This window comes from Stenotrophomonas sp. 116085_Sma (genome assembly GCF_056479585.1).
Genome location: NZ_CM151057.1, coordinates 598,094 through 613,872, shown reverse-complemented (window position 1 = coordinate 613,872; position 15,779 = coordinate 598,094). Strand labels below are relative to the sequence as shown.

At 67.7% G+C, this 15,779-nt stretch carries 17 protein-coding genes; 8 read left to right on the top strand and 9 right to left on the bottom strand.

Annotated features, from left to right (window positions below; genetic code table 11):
* Positions 1 to 11: 11 nt before the first annotated feature.
* Complete coding sequence (gene alr / locus ACZK0Z_RS02780; RefSeq protein WP_049432321.1) at positions 12 to 1,079, bottom strand: alanine racemase; 1,068 nt, start codon at positions 1,077 to 1,079, stop codon at positions 12 to 14.
* Positions 1,058 to 2,362, bottom strand: a complete 1,305-nt coding sequence (locus tag ACZK0Z_RS02775; protein ID WP_197633015.1) for a D-amino acid dehydrogenase — start codon at positions 2,360 to 2,362, stop codon at positions 1,058 to 1,060. Before ACZK0Z_RS02775 ends, alr begins: the two co-directional genes overlap by 22 nt.
* Positions 2,363 to 2,511: 149 nt before the next feature.
* On the opposite strand from ACZK0Z_RS02775, the gene ACZK0Z_RS02770 reads away from it, so the two are divergent.
* A complete protein-coding gene (locus ACZK0Z_RS02770; protein WP_005407919.1) occupies positions 2,512 to 2,991 on the top strand; it encodes a winged helix-turn-helix transcriptional regulator in 480 nt (159 codons plus the stop codon).
* A gap of 100 nt (positions 2,992 to 3,091) precedes the next feature.
* On the opposite strand, the gene ACZK0Z_RS02765 is transcribed toward ACZK0Z_RS02770, so the two are convergent.
* Positions 3,092 to 3,271 carry a lana protein gene (locus ACZK0Z_RS02765; RefSeq protein ID WP_197620151.1) on the bottom strand — a complete coding sequence of 60 codons (180 nt, stop codon included), beginning with the start codon at positions 3,269 to 3,271 and terminating at the stop codon, positions 3,092 to 3,094.
* Positions 3,272 to 3,395: 124 nt separating this feature from the next.
* On the bottom strand, positions 3,396 to 3,767 hold the full coding sequence (locus ACZK0Z_RS02760; protein ID WP_049432324.1) for a hypothetical protein: 372 nt from the start codon (positions 3,765 to 3,767) through the stop codon (positions 3,396 to 3,398).
* 141 nt (positions 3,768 to 3,908) lie between these two features.
* Between ACZK0Z_RS02760 and msrB the strand changes: the two genes are divergently transcribed.
* The 5 genes from msrB to ACZK0Z_RS02735 all read left to right on the top strand — a co-directional run bounded on the left by msrB (position 3,909) and on the right by ACZK0Z_RS02735 (position 7,181).
* Positions 3,909 to 4,376: a peptide-methionine (R)-S-oxide reductase MsrB gene (gene msrB / locus ACZK0Z_RS02755; protein ID WP_049432331.1), complete on the top strand. Its 468-nt coding sequence runs from the start codon at positions 3,909 to 3,911 to the stop codon at positions 4,374 to 4,376.
* A gap of 91 nt (positions 4,377 to 4,467) precedes the next feature.
* Positions 4,468 to 5,322, top strand: a complete 855-nt coding sequence (motA, locus tag ACZK0Z_RS02750; protein ID WP_005407915.1) for a flagellar motor stator protein MotA — start codon at positions 4,468 to 4,470, stop codon at positions 5,320 to 5,322.
* 3 nt (positions 5,323 to 5,325) lie between these two features.
* Positions 5,326 to 6,264, top strand: a complete 939-nt coding sequence (gene motB, locus ACZK0Z_RS02745) for a flagellar motor protein MotB (RefSeq protein ID WP_197633014.1) — start codon at positions 5,326 to 5,328, stop codon at positions 6,262 to 6,264.
* A gap of 127 nt (positions 6,265 to 6,391) precedes the next feature.
* On the top strand, positions 6,392 to 6,892 hold the full coding sequence (locus tag ACZK0Z_RS02740) for a hypothetical protein (protein ID WP_197633013.1): 501 nt from the start codon (positions 6,392 to 6,394) through the stop codon (positions 6,890 to 6,892).
* 13 nt (positions 6,893 to 6,905) lie between these two features.
* Complete coding sequence (locus tag ACZK0Z_RS02735; protein WP_049432338.1) at positions 6,906 to 7,181, top strand: DUF4031 domain-containing protein; 276 nt, start codon at positions 6,906 to 6,908, stop codon at positions 7,179 to 7,181.
* 146 nt (positions 7,182 to 7,327) lie between these two features.
* Here the strand turns inward: ACZK0Z_RS02735 and ACZK0Z_RS02730 are convergent, their stop codons facing one another.
* Complete coding sequence (locus ACZK0Z_RS02730) at positions 7,328 to 7,870, bottom strand: DUF6630 family protein (protein ID WP_012479021.1); 543 nt, start codon at positions 7,868 to 7,870, stop codon at positions 7,328 to 7,330.
* A gap of 90 nt (positions 7,871 to 7,960) precedes the next feature.
* Here ACZK0Z_RS02730 and ACZK0Z_RS02725 point away from each other — a divergent pair, with 90 nt between their 5' ends.
* The gene (locus ACZK0Z_RS02725) at positions 7,961 to 8,209 is read left to right on the top strand and encodes a DUF3297 family protein (RefSeq protein WP_049432340.1); all 249 of its coding nucleotides are present in this window, start codon (positions 7,961 to 7,963) and stop codon (positions 8,207 to 8,209) included.
* Between the two features lie 147 nt (positions 8,210 to 8,356).
* Here the strand turns inward: ACZK0Z_RS02725 and ACZK0Z_RS02720 are convergent, their stop codons facing one another.
* The 3 genes from ACZK0Z_RS02720 to ACZK0Z_RS02710 all read right to left on the bottom strand — a co-directional run bounded on the left by ACZK0Z_RS02720 (position 8,357) and on the right by ACZK0Z_RS02710 (position 11,357).
* On the bottom strand, positions 8,357 to 10,006 hold the full coding sequence (locus ACZK0Z_RS02720; RefSeq protein WP_049432345.1) for a Na+/H+ antiporter: 1,650 nt from the start codon (positions 10,004 to 10,006) through the stop codon (positions 8,357 to 8,359).
* Positions 10,007 to 10,123: 117 nt separating this feature from the next.
* Complete coding sequence (locus ACZK0Z_RS02715) at positions 10,124 to 10,915, bottom strand: dioxygenase family protein (RefSeq protein ID WP_049432347.1); 792 nt, start codon at positions 10,913 to 10,915, stop codon at positions 10,124 to 10,126.
* Between the two features lie 31 nt (positions 10,916 to 10,946).
* Entirely contained in the window at positions 10,947 to 11,357 is a 411-nt protein-coding gene (locus ACZK0Z_RS02710) for a DoxX family protein (RefSeq protein WP_049432350.1), read from the bottom strand.
* A 96-nt stretch (positions 11,358 to 11,453) separates the two neighbouring features.
* Between ACZK0Z_RS02710 and ACZK0Z_RS02705 the strand changes: the two genes are divergently transcribed.
* The gene (locus ACZK0Z_RS02705) at positions 11,454 to 12,335 is read left to right on the top strand and encodes a LysR family transcriptional regulator (RefSeq protein ID WP_049432352.1); all 882 of its coding nucleotides are present in this window, start codon (positions 11,454 to 11,456) and stop codon (positions 12,333 to 12,335) included.
* Positions 12,336 to 12,546: 211 nt separating this feature from the next.
* Here ACZK0Z_RS02705 and ACZK0Z_RS02700 read toward each other — a convergent pair whose 3' ends face one another.
* Positions 12,547 to 15,609 carry a bifunctional diguanylate cyclase/phosphodiesterase gene (locus tag ACZK0Z_RS02700; protein WP_459004484.1) on the bottom strand — a complete coding sequence of 1,021 codons (3,063 nt, stop codon included), beginning with the start codon at positions 15,607 to 15,609 and terminating at the stop codon, positions 12,547 to 12,549.
* Between the last annotated feature and the right edge of the window lie 170 nt (positions 15,610 to 15,779).

Sequence of the window (15,779 nt, the reverse complement as noted above, 5' to 3'; positions counted from 1 at the left end):
TAGGCTCGGCTCTACACGTACACCTTCGCCACGCGCTTGACCGCGCACGGCAGCTGGTACGCGCTCACGCCGCATCGCGGCGCCAGTTCCGCCAACGTCGGCGCACTGCCCCACAGTTCCACCACGCTGCCCACCGCGGCCTGCGGATGCGCGGTCAGGTCCACCGTCAGCATGTCCATCGACACGCGGCCGATCAGCGTGCCGGGCTGGCCGTCGATCAGCACCGGCGTGCCGTTCGGGGCAAACTGCGGATAACCGTCGGCATAGCCGAGTGCAACCACACCCACGCGGGTGCGCGCCTTGGCCACGAAGCGCGCGCCATAACCCACCGGCTCACCCGCTTCGATCCAGCGTTCGGCGATCACCTTCGACTGCATCGTCATCACCGGGCGCAGGCGCTCGGTCAGCGTGGTGTCGTCCGGCAGCGGATTTGCGCCATACAGCATCAGGCCCGGGCGCACCCAGTCACTGCGCACGTCCGGCCAGCCCAGCAGCGCCGGCGAGTTGCAGACGCTGGTCTCGCCGTGCAGGCCGTCGATGGCGCGCGCGAACGTCGCCGCCTGTTCGTGGGTGCGTTCGCTGTCCAGCTCGTCGGCGCGCGCCAGGTGGGTCATCAGCACGATGCGCTCGACCTGCGGCAGCGCCGACAGGCGCGCGTGCGCCGCGCGGAAGCTGTCCACGTCCAGGCCTAGGCGATGCATGCCGCTGTCCAGCTTCAGCCACACCGTCAACGGGCGGGGGCTGTCGAAGGCGGCCACGGCCTCCAGCTGCCACGGCGAACCGACGGCGAACCAGAAATCATGCTCGGCCACCAACGCCATGTCGCTGGGTTCGAAAATGCCCTCCAGCAGCAGGATCGGCGCACGGATGCCGGCCTGGCGCAGTTCCAGCGCTTCTTCGATGGTGGCCACGCCGAAGCCATCGGCCTCATCCTCCAGCGCCTGGGCACAGCGCACCGCGCCATGCCCATAGGCATCGGCCTTGATGATCGCCAGGGCCTTGCCACCGCCCAGTTCACGGGCGAGCCGGTAGTTGCTGCGCAGAGCGCCCAGATCGATCAGCGCGCGGGCAGGACGCATGTGCGGTTCTCGTGTTGCGGCGCGTGACCGTACTGGCCGTAGCGGAAAATATCCAGGCCTTCGGTGCTGATCTGCGGCTGGCGCGCGCTCATCAGGTCGGCCAGGTAGCGACCCGAACCGCAGGCCATGGTCCAGCCCAGCGTGCCGTGGCCGGTGTTGAGGTACAGGTTGCGGAACGGCGTGGCGCCGATTACCGGCGTGCCATCCGGCGTGGCCGGGCGCAGGCCGGTCCAGAACTGCGCGCGCGACAGGTCGCCACCCTTCGGGTACAGGTCGCTGACCACCAGCTCCAGCGTCTCGCGGCGGCGCTGCGACAACGACAGGTCGAAGCCGGCCACTTCGGCCATGCCACCGACGCGGATGCGGTCGTCGAAACGGGTCACTGCCACCTTGTAGCTCTCGTCGAGGATGGTCGACGTGGGCGCCATCGCCGGGTCGGTGATCGGCAGGGTCAGCGAGTAGCCCTTCAGCGGGTACACCGGCAGGCGCATGCCCAGCGGCGCGACCAGCGCCGGCGAGTAGCTGCCCAGTGCAACCACGAAGCGGTCGGCGGTTTCCAGCTTGCCGTCGATGCGCACGCCGGTGATGCGGTCGCCGTCGAACTCCAGCCCGGTGATGTCCTGGTCGAAGCGGAACTCGACGCCGGCATCGACGCACATCTGCGCCAGGCGGCGGGTGAACAGCTGGCAGTCGCCGGTCTGGTCGCGCGGCAGGCGCAGCGCGCCGACCAGGCCATCGACGTGGGCCAGGGCCGGTTCGGCCTGGATGATGCCGGCACGGTCCAGCACCTCGTATGGCACGCCGTACTGGGCCAGGATCTCGATGTCCTGCGCCGAGGCGTCCAGCTGCTGCTGGGTGCGGAACAGCTGGGTGGTGCCCAGGTCGCGGCCTTCGAATTCGATGCCGACCTGCGCGCGCAGCTCGTTCAAGCAGTCACGGCTGTACTCGGACATGCGCACCATGCGCGCCTTGTTGATCGCATAGCGCTCGTGGGTACAGTTGCGCAGCATCTGCCACAGCCAGCGGTACTGGGCCAGGTCCATGCCCGGGCGGATCGCCAGCGGTGCATGTTTCTCGAACAACCAGCCGATCGCCTTCTTCGGCACGCCCGGGGCCGCCCACGGCGAGGTGTAGCCGAACGACAGCTGGCCGGCGTTGGCGAAGCTGGTCTCCAGCGCCGGGCCGGGCTGGCGGTCGATGACCGTGACTTCAAACCCGGCCTGTCGCAGGTACCAGGCACTGGTGGTGCCGATCACGCCGCTGCCGAGAACTAGGACTCGCATGGGACTTCTCCAACCCGATCATTCCCTGCACTGGAGCGTGCCGGGACCATAATTGGGGAAGTATAGACAGCCGATACCAGTAGATTTGCCTGATTTGCAATAGACCGGCAGGATGTTCTCCTGCAATTCATTCCGCAAGGTTGACGGCCATGGCCACCCGTACCCGCGAACTGGACAAGATCGACCGCAAGATCCTGCGCATCCTGCAGGCCGAAGGCCGCATCTCCTTCACCGAACTGGGTGAGCGGGTCGGCCTGTCCACTACCCCCTGCACCGAGCGCGTGCGCCGGCTGGAGCGCGAAGGGGTGATCACCGGCTATCACGCTCATCTGGACCCGGCCGCGGTGAAGGCCAGCCTGCTGGTGTTCGTGGAGATCAGCTTGGCCTACAAGTCCGGCGACATCTTCGAGGAATTCCGCCGCGCCGCCCTGAAGCTGCCCAACGTGCTGGAGTGCCACCTGGTCTCGGGCGACTTCGATTACCTGCTGAAGGCACGGATCAGCGAGATGGCCTCCTACCGCAAGCTGCTGGGCAGCACGCTGCTGACGCTGCCGCATGTACGTGAGTCGAAGAGCTACATCGTGATGGAAGAGGTGAAGGAGACGCTGAGCCTGCCGATTCCCGATTGAGCCGGCCGGGGTGGGGTCAGAGCCCGCTGCGCGGGATCCGACCCCGGCCGGGGGATGCGAGGGGTCAGATCCCGCAACGCGGGCTCTGACCCCGATTCCGTCAGCGCTGCTGCGGGTGCTTCTGCGAACGCTGCTCCTGCTGCCTGCCGCCCTTGTGCGGCTGCTGCGGCTCCATCTGTTGCTGCTGTTGCTGCTGTTGCGGGTTGCGGCCCTGCGGTTCCTTGCCGGGATGACGGTTCTGCTGGTTTTTCATGATCGCGATCCAGTGGACGAAGGACATGCGGCGGCGGAATGCCGACGCAGGGCCACGGTGGTCCCGGATCGGTTAATCGCAGGCGAAAAAGCAGTGATCGGCAGGATGTTGTTTTCGGGGGTTCAGCTGCGCCGCCGGGCGTAGCGCGGCCTTACCGGATCTGCTGGCCGTCGCCCTGCGGCACGCTGTCGAGATAACGCCCGGTGCGCGAATCGAACACGCGGTTGGGACCGGCCGGGCGCACGCCGGGAATGATGCGACCGTTGCGGTCGTAGACCTTGTCGGCCGGCTTCGGTACCGGCGTCGGCGCGACCTGGGCCGGCCCGGTGGACTTGATCGGCTGCGCCGGCTGCGGCGAGGGCAATACCTGCGGCTGCGGGCGCGCGGCCTGTGGCGGCGGTGGCACCGGGGCGGGCGCCACGGTGGTGGTGCTGCGGGTGGCGGTGGGATCGGCGGTCGGCACCTGGGCCAGCGCCAACGCAGGCAGCAGGGCCAGCAACAACAAGGGAAGGGGCGATTTCATGGCACGCTCCGGCGTGGATCGTCTTCACCATGCGCCTGCCCCCGTGTGCCCGCCATGAACGGCCATCACACTTGCAAGGTCGCGCCATCACCCCCACGTTTTCCCGCATCCCCAGGCCATCACCCCCCACGGAGCGCCCCCATGACCGCCTTCGACCTGACGCCCCCCACTGCCACCCAGACCGAGGCGCTGGTCGCCGGCCTCAGCAGCGAAGAGCGCCGCGTGCTGCTGCAGCACGGCACCGAGGCTCCGTTCTGCGGCGTGTTCCTGGACAACAAGCGCGAGGGCGTCTACTGCTGCCGGCTGTGCGCGCTGCCGCTGTTCCGCTCCAGTACCAAGTTCGATTCCGGCACTGGCTGGCCCAGCTTCTTCGCGCCGTTCGACCCGGCGCATGTGCGCGAGATCCGCGATACCAGCCACGGCATGGTCCGCACCGAGATCACCTGCGCGCGCTGCGGCAGCCACCTGGGCCACGTGTTCCCGGACGGCCCGCCGCCGACCTACGAGCGCCACTGCCTGAACTCCGTCTCACTTTCGTTCACCGGCAATGGCGAGCCCTGGCCCGATCCGCTGCAGCGCGGCGGCGCTGAAGCCGGCGTGGCGGGCTGAAACATCCCGCTGACCGATTTCACAGAATTCCCTCTTCAGAAAACCAGGCGACGGGCCGACAAGGAGATATCCCCTCTCCTTGCGTCGCCCCATGCTCATCATCGTTGGATTCCTGGTCGTCATCATCAGCGTGATCGGGGGCTACCTCGGTGCCCACGGCCGCCTGGGTGCCCTCTGGCAACCCTACGAACTGGTCATCATCGGCGGCGCCGCACTCGGCGCCTTCCTGGTCGGCACCCCCGCCAAGACGGTCAAGCAGACCCTGCAGGCCATGGTGGGCGTGTTCAAGGGCCCCCGCTACAAGCAGCAGGACTACATCGACGTCCTCAGCCTGCTCTATGAGCTGCTGAACAAGGCGCGCCGCGAAGGCTTCATGGCACTGGAAGACCATGTCGAGCGTCCAGCCGAGAGCGCGCTGTTCGGGAACTATCCCAAGGTGCAGGCCGACCATCACCTGATCGACTTCATCACCGACTGCCTGCGCCTGATGATCGGCAGCAACATCGAGCCGCACGAGCTGGAACCGCTGCTGGAACTGGAGCTGGAAAAGCACCATGCAGAAGCCATGGCGCCGTCGCAGGTGCTGACCAAGGTCGCCGACGGATTGCCCGGTTTCGGCATCGTGGCGGCGGTGCTGGGCATCGTCATCACCATGGGCTCGATCGGCGGCGACATCGTCGAAGTGGGCGGCCACGTCGCCGGTGCGCTGGTCGGCACCTTCCTCGGCATCCTGCTGGGCTATGGCTTCGTCGGCCCGATGGCGGCGGCCATGGAAGCCCGCGCCGAACAGGACAGCCGCATCTACGAATCGGTCAAGACCGCCCTGCTGGCCTGCCTGCGCGGCTACAACCCGAAGATCGCGCTGGAGTTTGCCCGCAAGACGCTGCCGTCGAACGTGCGCCCGGCCTTCTCCGATTTCGAGCAGCACCTGAAGACGGTCAAGTGAGCCATGGCCGAGAACAAGCCCACTGTCATCGTCCGCCGGGTCAAGAAGGCCGGCCACGCCGCCCATCACGGCGGCTCGTGGAAGGTGGCCTACGCTGACTTCGTGACCGCGATGATGGCGTTCTTCCTGGTGCTGTGGCTGATGGCCACCACCAACAAGAACGACCGTGCGGCCATTTCCGAGTACTTCCGCAACCCCAGCCCGCTGAGTGGCCAGAACGCCACGCCTGCACCCGGCATGGCCGGACCGGGCGGCGCCAGTACTTCGATGATCAAGCTGGGCGGTGCCACCGACATCTCGCGCGGCAGCAGCAACGATCCCTTCCAGAACCAGAAGGAGGCCGTGCCGCAGCCGGTGGACCAGCAGCAGCGCGACAAGCAGCAGCTGGAACAGCTGATGAAGGAGCTGCAGGAAGCGATCAGCAAGAGCCAGGCGCTGGAACCGTTCAAGGACCAGCTGCTGCTGGACCTGACCCCGGAGGGCCTGCGCATCCAGATCGTGGACAAGCAGAACCGGCCCATGTTCGACCTTGGCAGTGCCACGCTGAAGCCGTACACGCAGCAGATCCTGCACGAGCTGGCCGAGTACCTGAACCATGTGCCGAACCGGATCAGCCTGACCGGCCACACCGACATCACCGCCTATTCGGCCACACGCGGCTATGGCAACTGGGAACTGAGCGCCGATCGTGCCAACGCCGCACGGCGCGCACTGGTGGACGGCGGCCTGGATGACAGCAAGATCACCCGCGTGGTCGGCCTGTCCTCGTCCGTACTGTTCGACAAGGCCGACCCGCAGAACCCGATCAACCGCCGCATCAGCATCGTAGTGATGACCAAGGCCGCCGAGGAGGCCGCCCTGGCCGGTGCCGGCCCGCAGGTGGGGCTGTCGGCGCCGACCGTCGACCCGGATGTGCAGGCCGCGCAGGGTGAGGCAAAGTAGACGGTGGGTGCGGACCTTGGTCCGCACATCCGGGAAAGCGTGCGGACCAAGGTCCGCACCCACCAGGGGCATCACCCGGCGCACCCGCTACAATGGCGGTCTTTCCGTTTCCAGGTGATTCCACCCCATGTCCCAGAACTCCAAGGCCAAGCGCGACAAGCGCAAGAAGCAGCAGGCCAAGCGCCCGTTCCTGCGCCTGAACGCCCAGCAGCAGGTGCAGAACCATGCCGTGCTGACCAGCGAAGACGGCCAGGTGGTCGCCGCCATCGGCCTGCAGGGCCGTGAGTGGCTGCTGGCCATCGGCGGCCAGACCATGGGCAACGCCGAGAACCCGGTGCCGATGCTGGCCATGCTCAAGCACCTGTCCAACGTGCAGGAGAAGGAAGGCCGCAAGGTCAACCTGGAATATTCCGAACTGCTGCAGAAGCTGCTGGACACCCTGGCCGAAGAGTCCGGCCAGACCGCTGACGAGTACCTGGACAAGCTGGTTGCCGAGTTCGAAGGCGTCGACGCTGCTGAAGGCGAGGAAGGCGAAGCCGCCGAGGCCGCCGAAGGTGACGTGGTTGAAGCTGCTGCCGATGCCAAGGCCACCCCGGCCGCTGACAGCGACAGCAAGCCGCAGGCCTGAACCGGCCGCGGCCGTGACGGTCTACGTCGATGACGCGGTGCATCCCTGGCGCGGACAGCGCTGGGCGCACCTGATGGCCGACACCCTGCCCGAGCTGCACGCCATGGCGGCGCAGCTCGGCATTCCCCTGCGGGCCTTCCAGAACAAGGCCAGCGGTGCCCACTACGATGTCACCGCCGAGCTGCGCGCGCAGGCAATCGCGCTCGGTGCGCGGGCCATTTCCCGGCACGCCGACCGTGACCTTGTCAAAGCCGTGATTGCAAACGCCAGGGCGCAGTACCGGCCGTAGGCAGGCTGCCGTTTGCCTCCTGTAGAGCCGAGCCCACGCTCGGCTGCTCTACGCGGACTGCAGCCGAGCATGGGCTCGGCTCTACAAGAGAACGGACTGCAGCCGGGCGCGGGCTCGGCTCTACATGCGCAGCGCTGCCGTCCTGCTCAGAACGGGTCGCTGCCCAGCCGGATTTCCACGTTCAGCAGCGAGCACAGCGCCAGCATCGCGTCGTCGTCGCGGGTCAATGCCATCACCCCGGTGAAGCCGTCGCTGCCGGCATCCACGCTCCACAGCGTGTAGTTGTGCTCGCGCAGGCGGTCGAAGGCGGTGGACATCAGCTGCACGCCGTCCAGGCCTTCGGCGAAGTCCTCGTCGTCCAGGTCGCCGCCCCAGTCCAGCTGCAGGTTGAAGCGCGCCGACAGCTCGTTCACCGCCGACTGCAGCGATTCCAGGTCATCACGTTCCACCTCGAAACCGGACTGCCAGGCAATGGCCGTGAACAGGGCCGGCAGCCAGTCGCTGTCCGCTTCCAGCGGCTGCCCGTCCTCGGCCAGATGCTCGCGCCAGCGGTTGAACTGCTGCAGGGCCAGTTCCTCGTCGCCCGGGTTGATCAGTACCAGCAGGTTCCAGACCCGCGCCTCGAAGCCATCTTCGTCGAAGTCGTGGATGTCTTCCTCGAAATCGAAATAGTCGCTGTTGTCGGGCATGGCGGAACTTCCTCTGGGGCAGGCCGGCATTCTACGGTTTATCCTGTGCCGCTGAAGCCGGCCTTGGTGGCCGTCACTGTGAATGAAGCGATGAGCGATACCCCTCCCGACCACCTGGCGATCAACCCGGCCAGCCCCTTCCATGATGCGCAGGCGCTGGAGCGTGGCGTCGGCGTGCGTTTCAACGACGTCGAGCGCGACAACGTCGAGGAATACTCGATCAGCGAAGGCTGGATCCGCGTGCAGGCCGGCAAGGCCCGCGACCGCCGCGGCAACCCGATGACCATCAAGGTCAAGGGCAAGGTCGAGGCGTATTTCCTGGACCAGAAGCCGGAGTAAGCAGCACCGGCATGTAGAGCCGAGCCCATGCTCGGCTGCTTTTCGTTCCGGGTTCATGACGCCTGAAGCAACAGCAGCCGAGCATAGGCTCGGCTCTACATTCCAAGGCCGGATCCGCATCGGCGCCAGCACGGCCCGGCCCGGGCATCACTCGCGCTTGCGCGATTCCAGCAGGTCCAGGTTGCGGATCAGGCGCCGCGAGATCTCATCGGAGATCACCCCGCGCCGGGTCAGCCGGAACAGTTCCTCGCGCTCGGCATTGAGGCCGGCGCTGCGCAGCTGGCGGTAGCCCATCTCCATGCGCCGCACCTTCTCCGGGTCCACGTCGGGCCCATCACTGTCGCGCTCCAGGTGGCGCTGGTACAGCAGGCTCACCCGCGACGCAGCGTCGTTGTACAGCTGCACGTTCTCGGTATTCTGGTTCATCACCAGCTGCTGGCGCATGCGCTCGACCCCGGCCAGCGCGGCCTTCGACGACAGCCGGCGCGCCAGGTCCTCTTCCTTGCGCTCGCCCGAATCGGCCGGCAGCTGCAGGCCCTTCAGCAGCTGCGGCAGCGCGATGCTGGCGCCCAGCAGCGAGAACAGGATCACCGACGCGGCCAGGAAGATCACCAGGTCACGCGCCGGGAACGCGCTGCCATCGGGCAGGAACAGCGGCAGGGTCAACACACCGGCCAGGGTGATCGCACCGCGCACGCCGGCCACCGAGGTCGCCACCACGATGCGCCAGTTCGGCGCCTCGCCGCGCTCCAGGCCGCGGCGCCGCGCACGCAGCAGGTTCCAGCGCAGCGACAGCCACACCCACAGCAGGCGCAGCGTGATCAGTGCCAGGTTGATCACCACCACGTACACCAGCAGCCACCACGCGCTCTGGTGGCCGCTTTCGTTCATGGTGGTGGTGGCACGTTCGACGATGCCCGGCAGCTGCTCGCCCAGCAGCACGAACATGATGCCGTTGAAGCTGAACTGCAGCATGTTCCAGACCCCGGCGCGCTGCACGCGCATGCTGCCGGAGACGCGGCCGGTCAGCTCCACGTAGCTCATCGCGATGCCGGCGGCGACCGCGGCGAGAATGCCCGAGGCATGGATTTCTTCGGCCAACAGGTAGGCCGCGAACGGGATGAGCAGGTTGACCAGCATCGCCGCGCCGGGCTCTTCACCGAAACGGCGCCACAGCCAGCGCTGGAACGTGGACACACCCAAAGTGACCGCCACGCCCACCGCCAGGCCGGCCACCGCCACCCATACGAAGGTCAGCGACGCCGTGGCCAGCGAGAAGGTGCCGGTCATCACCGCCGCCACTGCGAAGCGGAAGCAGACCAGGCCGGACGCATCGTTGAGCAGCGACTCGCCTTCCAGGATGTGCATCAGCCGCTTCGGAATCGGTGCCTTGGAGGCGATCGCACCGACTGCCACCGGATCGGTGGGCGACACGATCGCCGCCAGTGCGAAGCACACCGCCAGCGGCATCACCGGAATCAGCCAGTGGATCAGGAAGCCGGCGCCGATCACGGTGAATACCACCAGGCCGAATGCCAGTTCGAGGATCGCGCCCTTGTCGCGGAACAGGCCCTGCTTGGGAATGCGCCAGCCATCCAGGAACAGCAGCGGCGGCAGGAACAGCAGGAAGAACACTTCCGGCTCCAGCGCGTGGCCGCGGTTGAACACCCCGGCGATGACCGCGCCCAGGCCGATCTGCACCAGCGGCAGCGGCAACGAGAACGGCAGGACGCGAACCAGGTAGCCGCTGGCGACAACGGCTACCAGCATCGCCAGGACGACTTCAATGGTATGCATGCTTCTTCCAGGAAGCGGCGCGGGGGGCGGCTCGGGAGCCAGCGCCGGAAACCCGGAAAAAACTACCACATGCGGCTGCAGGCGCGACGACGGGGATGGCCCGGCGTCAGCCCCGGCTCATGCCGCTCCATCGAAGCGGTACAGGTCCATGGCCAGGAAACCGGCGTCGATGCCGGCATCGATGCGACGTGCACCGAAGCCGCCCTCGCCCGCCGCGCCCATCGCGAAGAACAGCGGCAGCAGGTGCTCGTCGGTCGGGTGCGCACGCTCGGCAAACGGCGCCTGGCGGCGATAGTCGAGCAGCGCCTGGCGGTCGTCGGCGGCCAGCCGCTGCTCCACCCACTCGATGAAGGGGCGCACGTAAGGCGCTTCCTTGCCGTCCTGGTAGTCGCCCCAGTCGTGCAGGTTGTGGGTGATGCTGCCCGAGCCGACCAACAGCACGCCCTGCTCGCGCAGCGGCGCCAATGCACGGCCCAGCGCGAACTGATGCTCGGGGCCAAGCAGCGGCTGGATCGACAGCGGCACCACCGGGACATCGGCCTGCGGGCGCAGCAAGCGCAGCGGCACCCACGCGCCGTGGTCGAGGCCACGCTGCGGGTCGATGGCCACCGGCAGGCCGGCGGCGGCGATGCGGCCGGCCACTTCTTCGGCCAGTGCCGGATCACCCGGCGCCGGGTACTGCAGTTCGAACAGCGCGCGCGGGAAGCCACCGAAGTCGTGGATGGTCGGCGGCTGCGGATGCGCGCCGACCAGCGGCTGCCGGCCCAGCCAGTGCGCCGAGGCCATCACGATGGCGCGCGGGGTTGGCAGATCCTGCGCCAGCTCGGCAAGGCGCACACCGACCTGGCCCGGATGCAGGGCGGTCATCGGCGAACCATGCGAGATGTACAACGAAGGCAGGCGGGACATGGAATTCTCCAGTTGCAGGATCAGGCGGCGATCAGCGCGAACGCAGGGTCCACTTGCCATCGCCGATCAGGAACAGCACCACCAGCGCCAGCGCCCAGAAGGCCGGGTATTCCCAGCCACCGCCGACGTTGGCGAAGCTGAAGCCATTGGCGCCGTGCACGGTGACGATGGTGCCCAGCAACAGGGGCACGCCGACCAGGCCGACCCAGCGCGCGTAGATGCCCAGCAGCAGCGCGGCGGTGATCGCCAGCTCGACCGCAATGGTTACGTAGCCGAACACGCCGGGCAGGCCGATCGACTCGAAGAACGCGGCGGTTCCGGCCGGGGTGAACACCAGCAGCTTGGTCAGCGCGTGGACCAGGAACAGCACGCCCAGGGCCAGGCGCAGCAGGGTGGCGCCATACGGGGCCAGCGAAGAAACAGGAGCGATCGTGGTGTGCATGGGGAGGCACCTCGGAAGGAATGGACACAGGTTATTGCGCCTTCACAGACCGATAAATACGATCGTTTGACCGTATTTATTTCAAAAGGCGCAACAATGGACACCCTTGAGGCGATGCGCGTATTCGTGGCGGTGGTCGAGCGCAACGGCTTCAGCGCCGCCGCCCAGGCCCTGGACATGTCCACCGCCGGGGTCACCCGCCAGGTCGCCGCGCTGGAAAAACGCCTGTCCACCCGCCTGCTCCACCGCACCACGCGCCGGGTCAGCCCAACCAGTGCCGGCGCCGCCTACTACGCCCAGTGCGTGCGCCTGCTGGCCGAGTTCGACGCGCTGGAGGCCAGCATCGGCGCGCAGGCGCTTGAGCCCTCCGGCACCCTGCGCATCAACGCACCGGTCAGCTGGGGCATCGCCCGGATGGGGCCACTGCTGGCCAGCTACCGCCAGCGCTTTCCGCAGGTGGAACTGGATCTGGCGCTGTCTGATCGGCTGGTGGACATGGTGGAGGAAGGCTACGACGTCGCCATCCGCATCACCCGCGAACCGAGCCCGGCGCTGATCGCGCGCCGCCTGGGCGAATCGCGGGTGAGCCTGTGCGCCGCACCGTCGTACCTGGCCGCGCATGGCACGCCACAGACACCGCAGGAGCTGCAGGCGCACGCCTGCCTGAGCTACAGCTACTGGGCCGCCGGTGACCACTGGCCGCTGCAGGGGCCTGGTGGCGAAGTGAAGGTGGCGGTGAGCAGCCTGCTGCACGCCAACAACGGTGATGTGCTGCGCGAAGCGGCGATCGCCGGCATGGGGGTGATCCTGCAGCCGGACTTCCTGCTGCAGGATGCACTGGCCGAGGGCCGCCTGGTGCGCATCCTGCCGGACTGGGAGGCGGCGCCGATCGGCATCTTCGCCGTCTACACCAGCCGCAGCCACCTGGCACCGAAGGTGCGCAGTTTCATCGATCACCTGGTGGAAGCCGGGGTGTAAGGGGGCGTCCGCCAGGTATGGCCCGGCGCTACCGGCGCATGGATCCGCCGATGTTTCCGGCGGATATGGCCCGGTAGAGTCGACTGTCAGTCGACTCCCGCGCGTAGCGCGCGTCTTTCTGCCAAACGCCAAGAGCAGTCGACTAACAAGAGCAGTCGACTAACAGTCGACTCTACACTACACGTCGCCGGCTCCTTGTCCGGCGCGCGACCTAGGCCGCCACCTCGTCCAGCGCATCGATGATCTGTTCCAGCGGCGCCGGTCGCCCCAGCAGGTAGCCCTGCACCTGGTCACAGCCGTGCGCGGCCAGCCAGTCCAGTTGCCCCGGCGTCTCCACGCCTTCGGCGATGATGGTCAGGCCCATGCTGTGGCCCAGCGACAGCAGCGCGCGGCAGATCGAGGCATTGCGCGGATTGGTTTCCACGTCCGCCACGAAGCTGCGATCGATCTTCAGGATGTCCAGCGGCAGGTGCTGCAGGTAGGACATGCTGGAATAGCCGGTGCCGAAATCATCCAGCGACACGCTGATGCCCTGCTCGTGCAGGCGCTGCATGGTCTGCATCGCTTGTGCCGGCTTGCGCATCAGGCTGCTCTCGGTCAGCTCCACATGCAGCGCACCCCGCGCCAGCCCGAACTCCTGCTGGGCGCGGGTGAACTCGGCCACCAGATCGCTGTTGAAGAACTGCACGGCCGAGACGTTGACGGCAATCGGCAGCTCGCCCCAACCGGCCTCGACCAACCGCCGCTGTGCCTTCGCTGCCGCGCGGATCACCCAGCGCCCCAGTGCCAGGATCAACCCGGTCTCCTCGCACAGCTGGATGAACTCATTGGGCGGGATGAAGCTGCCATCAGCCTGCGGCCAGCGCAGCAGCGCCTCCAACGCCGCAGGGCTGCCATCGCTGGCATGCCGGATCGGCTGGAAATACAGCTGGAACTCGTTGTCGATGGCCGCATGGATGCGCCCGGCCAGGCGCAGCCGGTCGGCCAGCCGCGTTGTCACCGCTGCGTCGAACCAGACCACGACGTTGCCCTCGGCACGCGCTGCATGCGCGGCCTGCGCCGCCATGCCGATCACCTGCTCGGCGCTGTGGCCGTCACCGGCGACGTGCACTGCCACGCCAATGCGCGGCTCGAACTGGTGCAGTGAATCCTTGCCGCGCATCGGCGCTGACACGATCTGCAGCAGGTCGTCCAGCACGCGCTGGGTATCGTGTTCGGCACCGATAGCGAACACGAAGTCCTCGGCCGGCTGGAACGCCAGCGTGCCGCAGCGCGCGCCCAACCCACCGAGCCGGGTCGCCATCGATTGCAGCACGGCATCGCCGATCTCGCGGCCCAGCGTATCGGCCACCAGCTGCAGGCCGCGCAGCTGCACGAAGGCGATGGTGTAGCCCTCGTCCTGCTCATCCAGCTGGTCGGTCAATGCACGTACGTTGAGCAGGCCGGTGGCCGGGTTGTGCCGTGCCTGGTAGGCCAGGTCGCGTTCGTAGGCCAACCGTTCGCTGACATCCTCGGCCAGCACCAGGCACGCGGGCTGTCCGTCGAAATCGAGTTTGGACAAGTGTGCGCGCACTTCGAACACGCTGCCGTCCTTGCGCCGGTGCAGGCGCACCGCCGCATCCTGCAGTTCACCAACGCGGGCCTTGGCGATCGCTCCTTTCACCTCGTCCCAGCCCTCGCGCGGGCGGATGTCGAGGATGCTCATCGCCAGGAATTCCTCGCGGCTGTAGCCGTACTGGCGCACCGCGGCATCGTTGACCTCGATGAAGCGCAGCGTGTCCGGGTCGAACACCCAGAATGGCGCCGGGTTGCGATCGAACAGCAGGCGGAAACGGCGTTCCACTTCGCTCATCTGCTCGCGCGCCTGGTAGCGCTCGCTCAGGTCGGTCAGCGCGCCGATCACGCGGCGCTCGCTGTCGGCCACCTCCACCCGTTGCCCGCGCGCACCCACCCAGCGCACTTCACCACCGGGCAGCACCAGGCGAAACACCTGGTCGAGCACTGCACCACCGGCGAAGGCCTGGTCAAAGGCCTGCTGCAGGCGCGCGGCATCATCACGATGCACGCGGGCGAAGAAGTCGGCTACCGGCAGCGCATCGGTCTGCACGCCGAAGATCTCGCGCGCCAGCGGTGACCAGCGCAGCAGCGCGGCATCCTCGTCCACGTACCAGGTACAGACACGGCCGACCTGATGGGCCAGGCGCAGCTCGGCATGGCCCGCCTTCAGTTCCTCGGCCATCGATTGCTGGCGGCGGGTCGTACGGCGCACCGCATACAGCAGCACCAGCAGCACCGCGATGTAGGCCAGCACAATCACCACCGACGCCTGCAGGTAGGGCCACCATGGCGCCAGCACGTCTTCATCGGCCAAGCCGATCTGCACCGCCAGCGGACTGCGGTCGAGCGTGCTGATGGTGGTGATGCGCGGCACACCGTCGACCACGCCGGGCAGGCTGCCGAGCTCGACGACCGCCTGCTTGCCGAGCAGGTCACGCCGCGGCAGGTCGTAGCGGCGACCGACGGTGCCATGCGGATCGGGCACGCGCGCCAGCATGTAACCCTCGGCATCGCTGATCGAGACCAGCCCGTTGGGCCCCACATCCAGGCCGCCGGCGATGCGCTGCAGTTCACCACAGCGCAGCCGCGCCAACAGCCAGCGTTCACCGGCCATCGGCAGTGCCAGCGGCACCACCCAGCCGCCATCGCTGGCCCGCTGCGGCGGCCCGATGTACATCGCGCTGCCCTGCCCGCGGCGCAGCGGGTCAGTCCACAGCGGCAGCTGCAGGTCGCCGCGGCCGGCGGTCAGCGCGCGCCCGTGGCTGTCCAGCACCACGATGCTTTGCAGTTCAGCGTGGCGGCGCAGCACGCCACCGATGGCAGCATCCAGCAGTGCCGGCGCCTGTGACGGCACGGTGCGGAACAGTTCAGCGGCATCGGCGGCGATGCCGGACATCGCCCGCTCCAGGTTGCGCAGCTCCAGCGCCAGCAGGCGCTCGCTGCCCACCGCCAGCGCCCGGCTCTGCCGCTGCGCGGCCTCCAGGCGACGGTGATGGTCGTTGGCCAGCATGGTGGCCAATCCGGCCACCAGCAACAGGCCCAGCAGCACGCCGCCCCAGGTGATGGCGCGCAACGGACGGGCCAACGCCCGCTTCAGCGCGGGCATCGGTCGAGCTTCCTTGTGCAGTCGGCTGGCTTCATGCGCGAACGAATCCTCCACATCCCCGACCTCAACGGCCGGCGAACGCCATTCTTGACGCCTGACCCCGTCCTGCATGGCCACCTCCCCGTGTCCGCGCAGGGCTCCAGGGCCCAGCATGCACCACCCCGGTGACGGCGTGAAGATCGCTTCGGCGCGTTCAGCCAGATCCTGCACAGGACCGGCCAGCCACAGGGAGGGCCAGCCGGGCCGCAGCGGATTAGACTTGGGGTTTTCCGCTGCAAGAG

Bases quoted from the DNA above. Each gene is read 5' to 3' on its own strand.
- ACZK0Z_RS02725 (WP_049432340.1), top strand. From the start codon at position 7,961: ATGAGCGATACCCCTCCCGACCACCTGGCGATCAACCCGGCCAGCCCC.
- ACZK0Z_RS02715 (WP_049432347.1), bottom strand. From the start codon at position 10,915: ATGTCCCGCCTGCCTTCGTTGTACATCTCGCATGGTTCGCCGATGACC.
- ACZK0Z_RS02730 (WP_012479021.1), bottom strand. From the start codon at position 7,870: ATGCCCGACAACAGCGACTATTTCGATTTCGAGGAAGACATCCACGAC.
- ACZK0Z_RS02760 (WP_049432324.1), bottom strand. From the start codon at position 3,767: ATGAAATCGCCCCTTCCCTTGTTGTTGCTGGCCCTGCTGCCTGCGTTG.
- ACZK0Z_RS02705 (WP_049432352.1), top strand. From the start codon at position 11,454: ATGGACACCCTTGAGGCGATGCGCGTATTCGTGGCGGTGGTCGAGCGC.
- ACZK0Z_RS02740 (WP_197633013.1), top strand. From the start codon at position 6,392: ATGTCCCAGAACTCCAAGGCCAAGCGCGACAAGCGCAAGAAGCAGCAG.
- msrB (WP_049432331.1), top strand. From the start codon at position 3,909: ATGACCGCCTTCGACCTGACGCCCCCCACTGCCACCCAGACCGAGGCG.
- ACZK0Z_RS02770 (WP_005407919.1), top strand. From the start codon at position 2,512: ATGGCCACCCGTACCCGCGAACTGGACAAGATCGACCGCAAGATCCTG.
- ACZK0Z_RS02700 (WP_459004484.1), bottom strand. From the start codon at position 15,609: ATGCAGGACGGGGTCAGGCGTCAAGAATGGCGTTCGCCGGCCGTTGAG.
- ACZK0Z_RS02720 (WP_049432345.1), bottom strand. From the start codon at position 10,006: ATGCATACCATTGAAGTCGTCCTGGCGATGCTGGTAGCCGTTGTCGCC.
- ACZK0Z_RS02775 (WP_197633015.1), bottom strand. From the start codon at position 2,362: ATGCGAGTCCTAGTTCTCGGCAGCGGCGTGATCGGCACCACCAGTGCC.
- motA (WP_005407915.1), top strand. From the start codon at position 4,468: ATGCTCATCATCGTTGGATTCCTGGTCGTCATCATCAGCGTGATCGGG.
- ACZK0Z_RS02710 (WP_049432350.1), bottom strand. From the start codon at position 11,357: ATGCACACCACGATCGCTCCTGTTTCTTCGCTGGCCCCGTATGGCGCC.
- ACZK0Z_RS02765 (WP_197620151.1), bottom strand. From the start codon at position 3,271: ATGTCCTTCGTCCACTGGATCGCGATCATGAAAAACCAGCAGAACCGT.
- motB (WP_197633014.1), top strand. From the start codon at position 5,326: ATGGCCGAGAACAAGCCCACTGTCATCGTCCGCCGGGTCAAGAAGGCC.
- alr (WP_049432321.1), bottom strand. From the start codon at position 1,079: ATGCGTCCTGCCCGCGCGCTGATCGATCTGGGCGCTCTGCGCAGCAAC.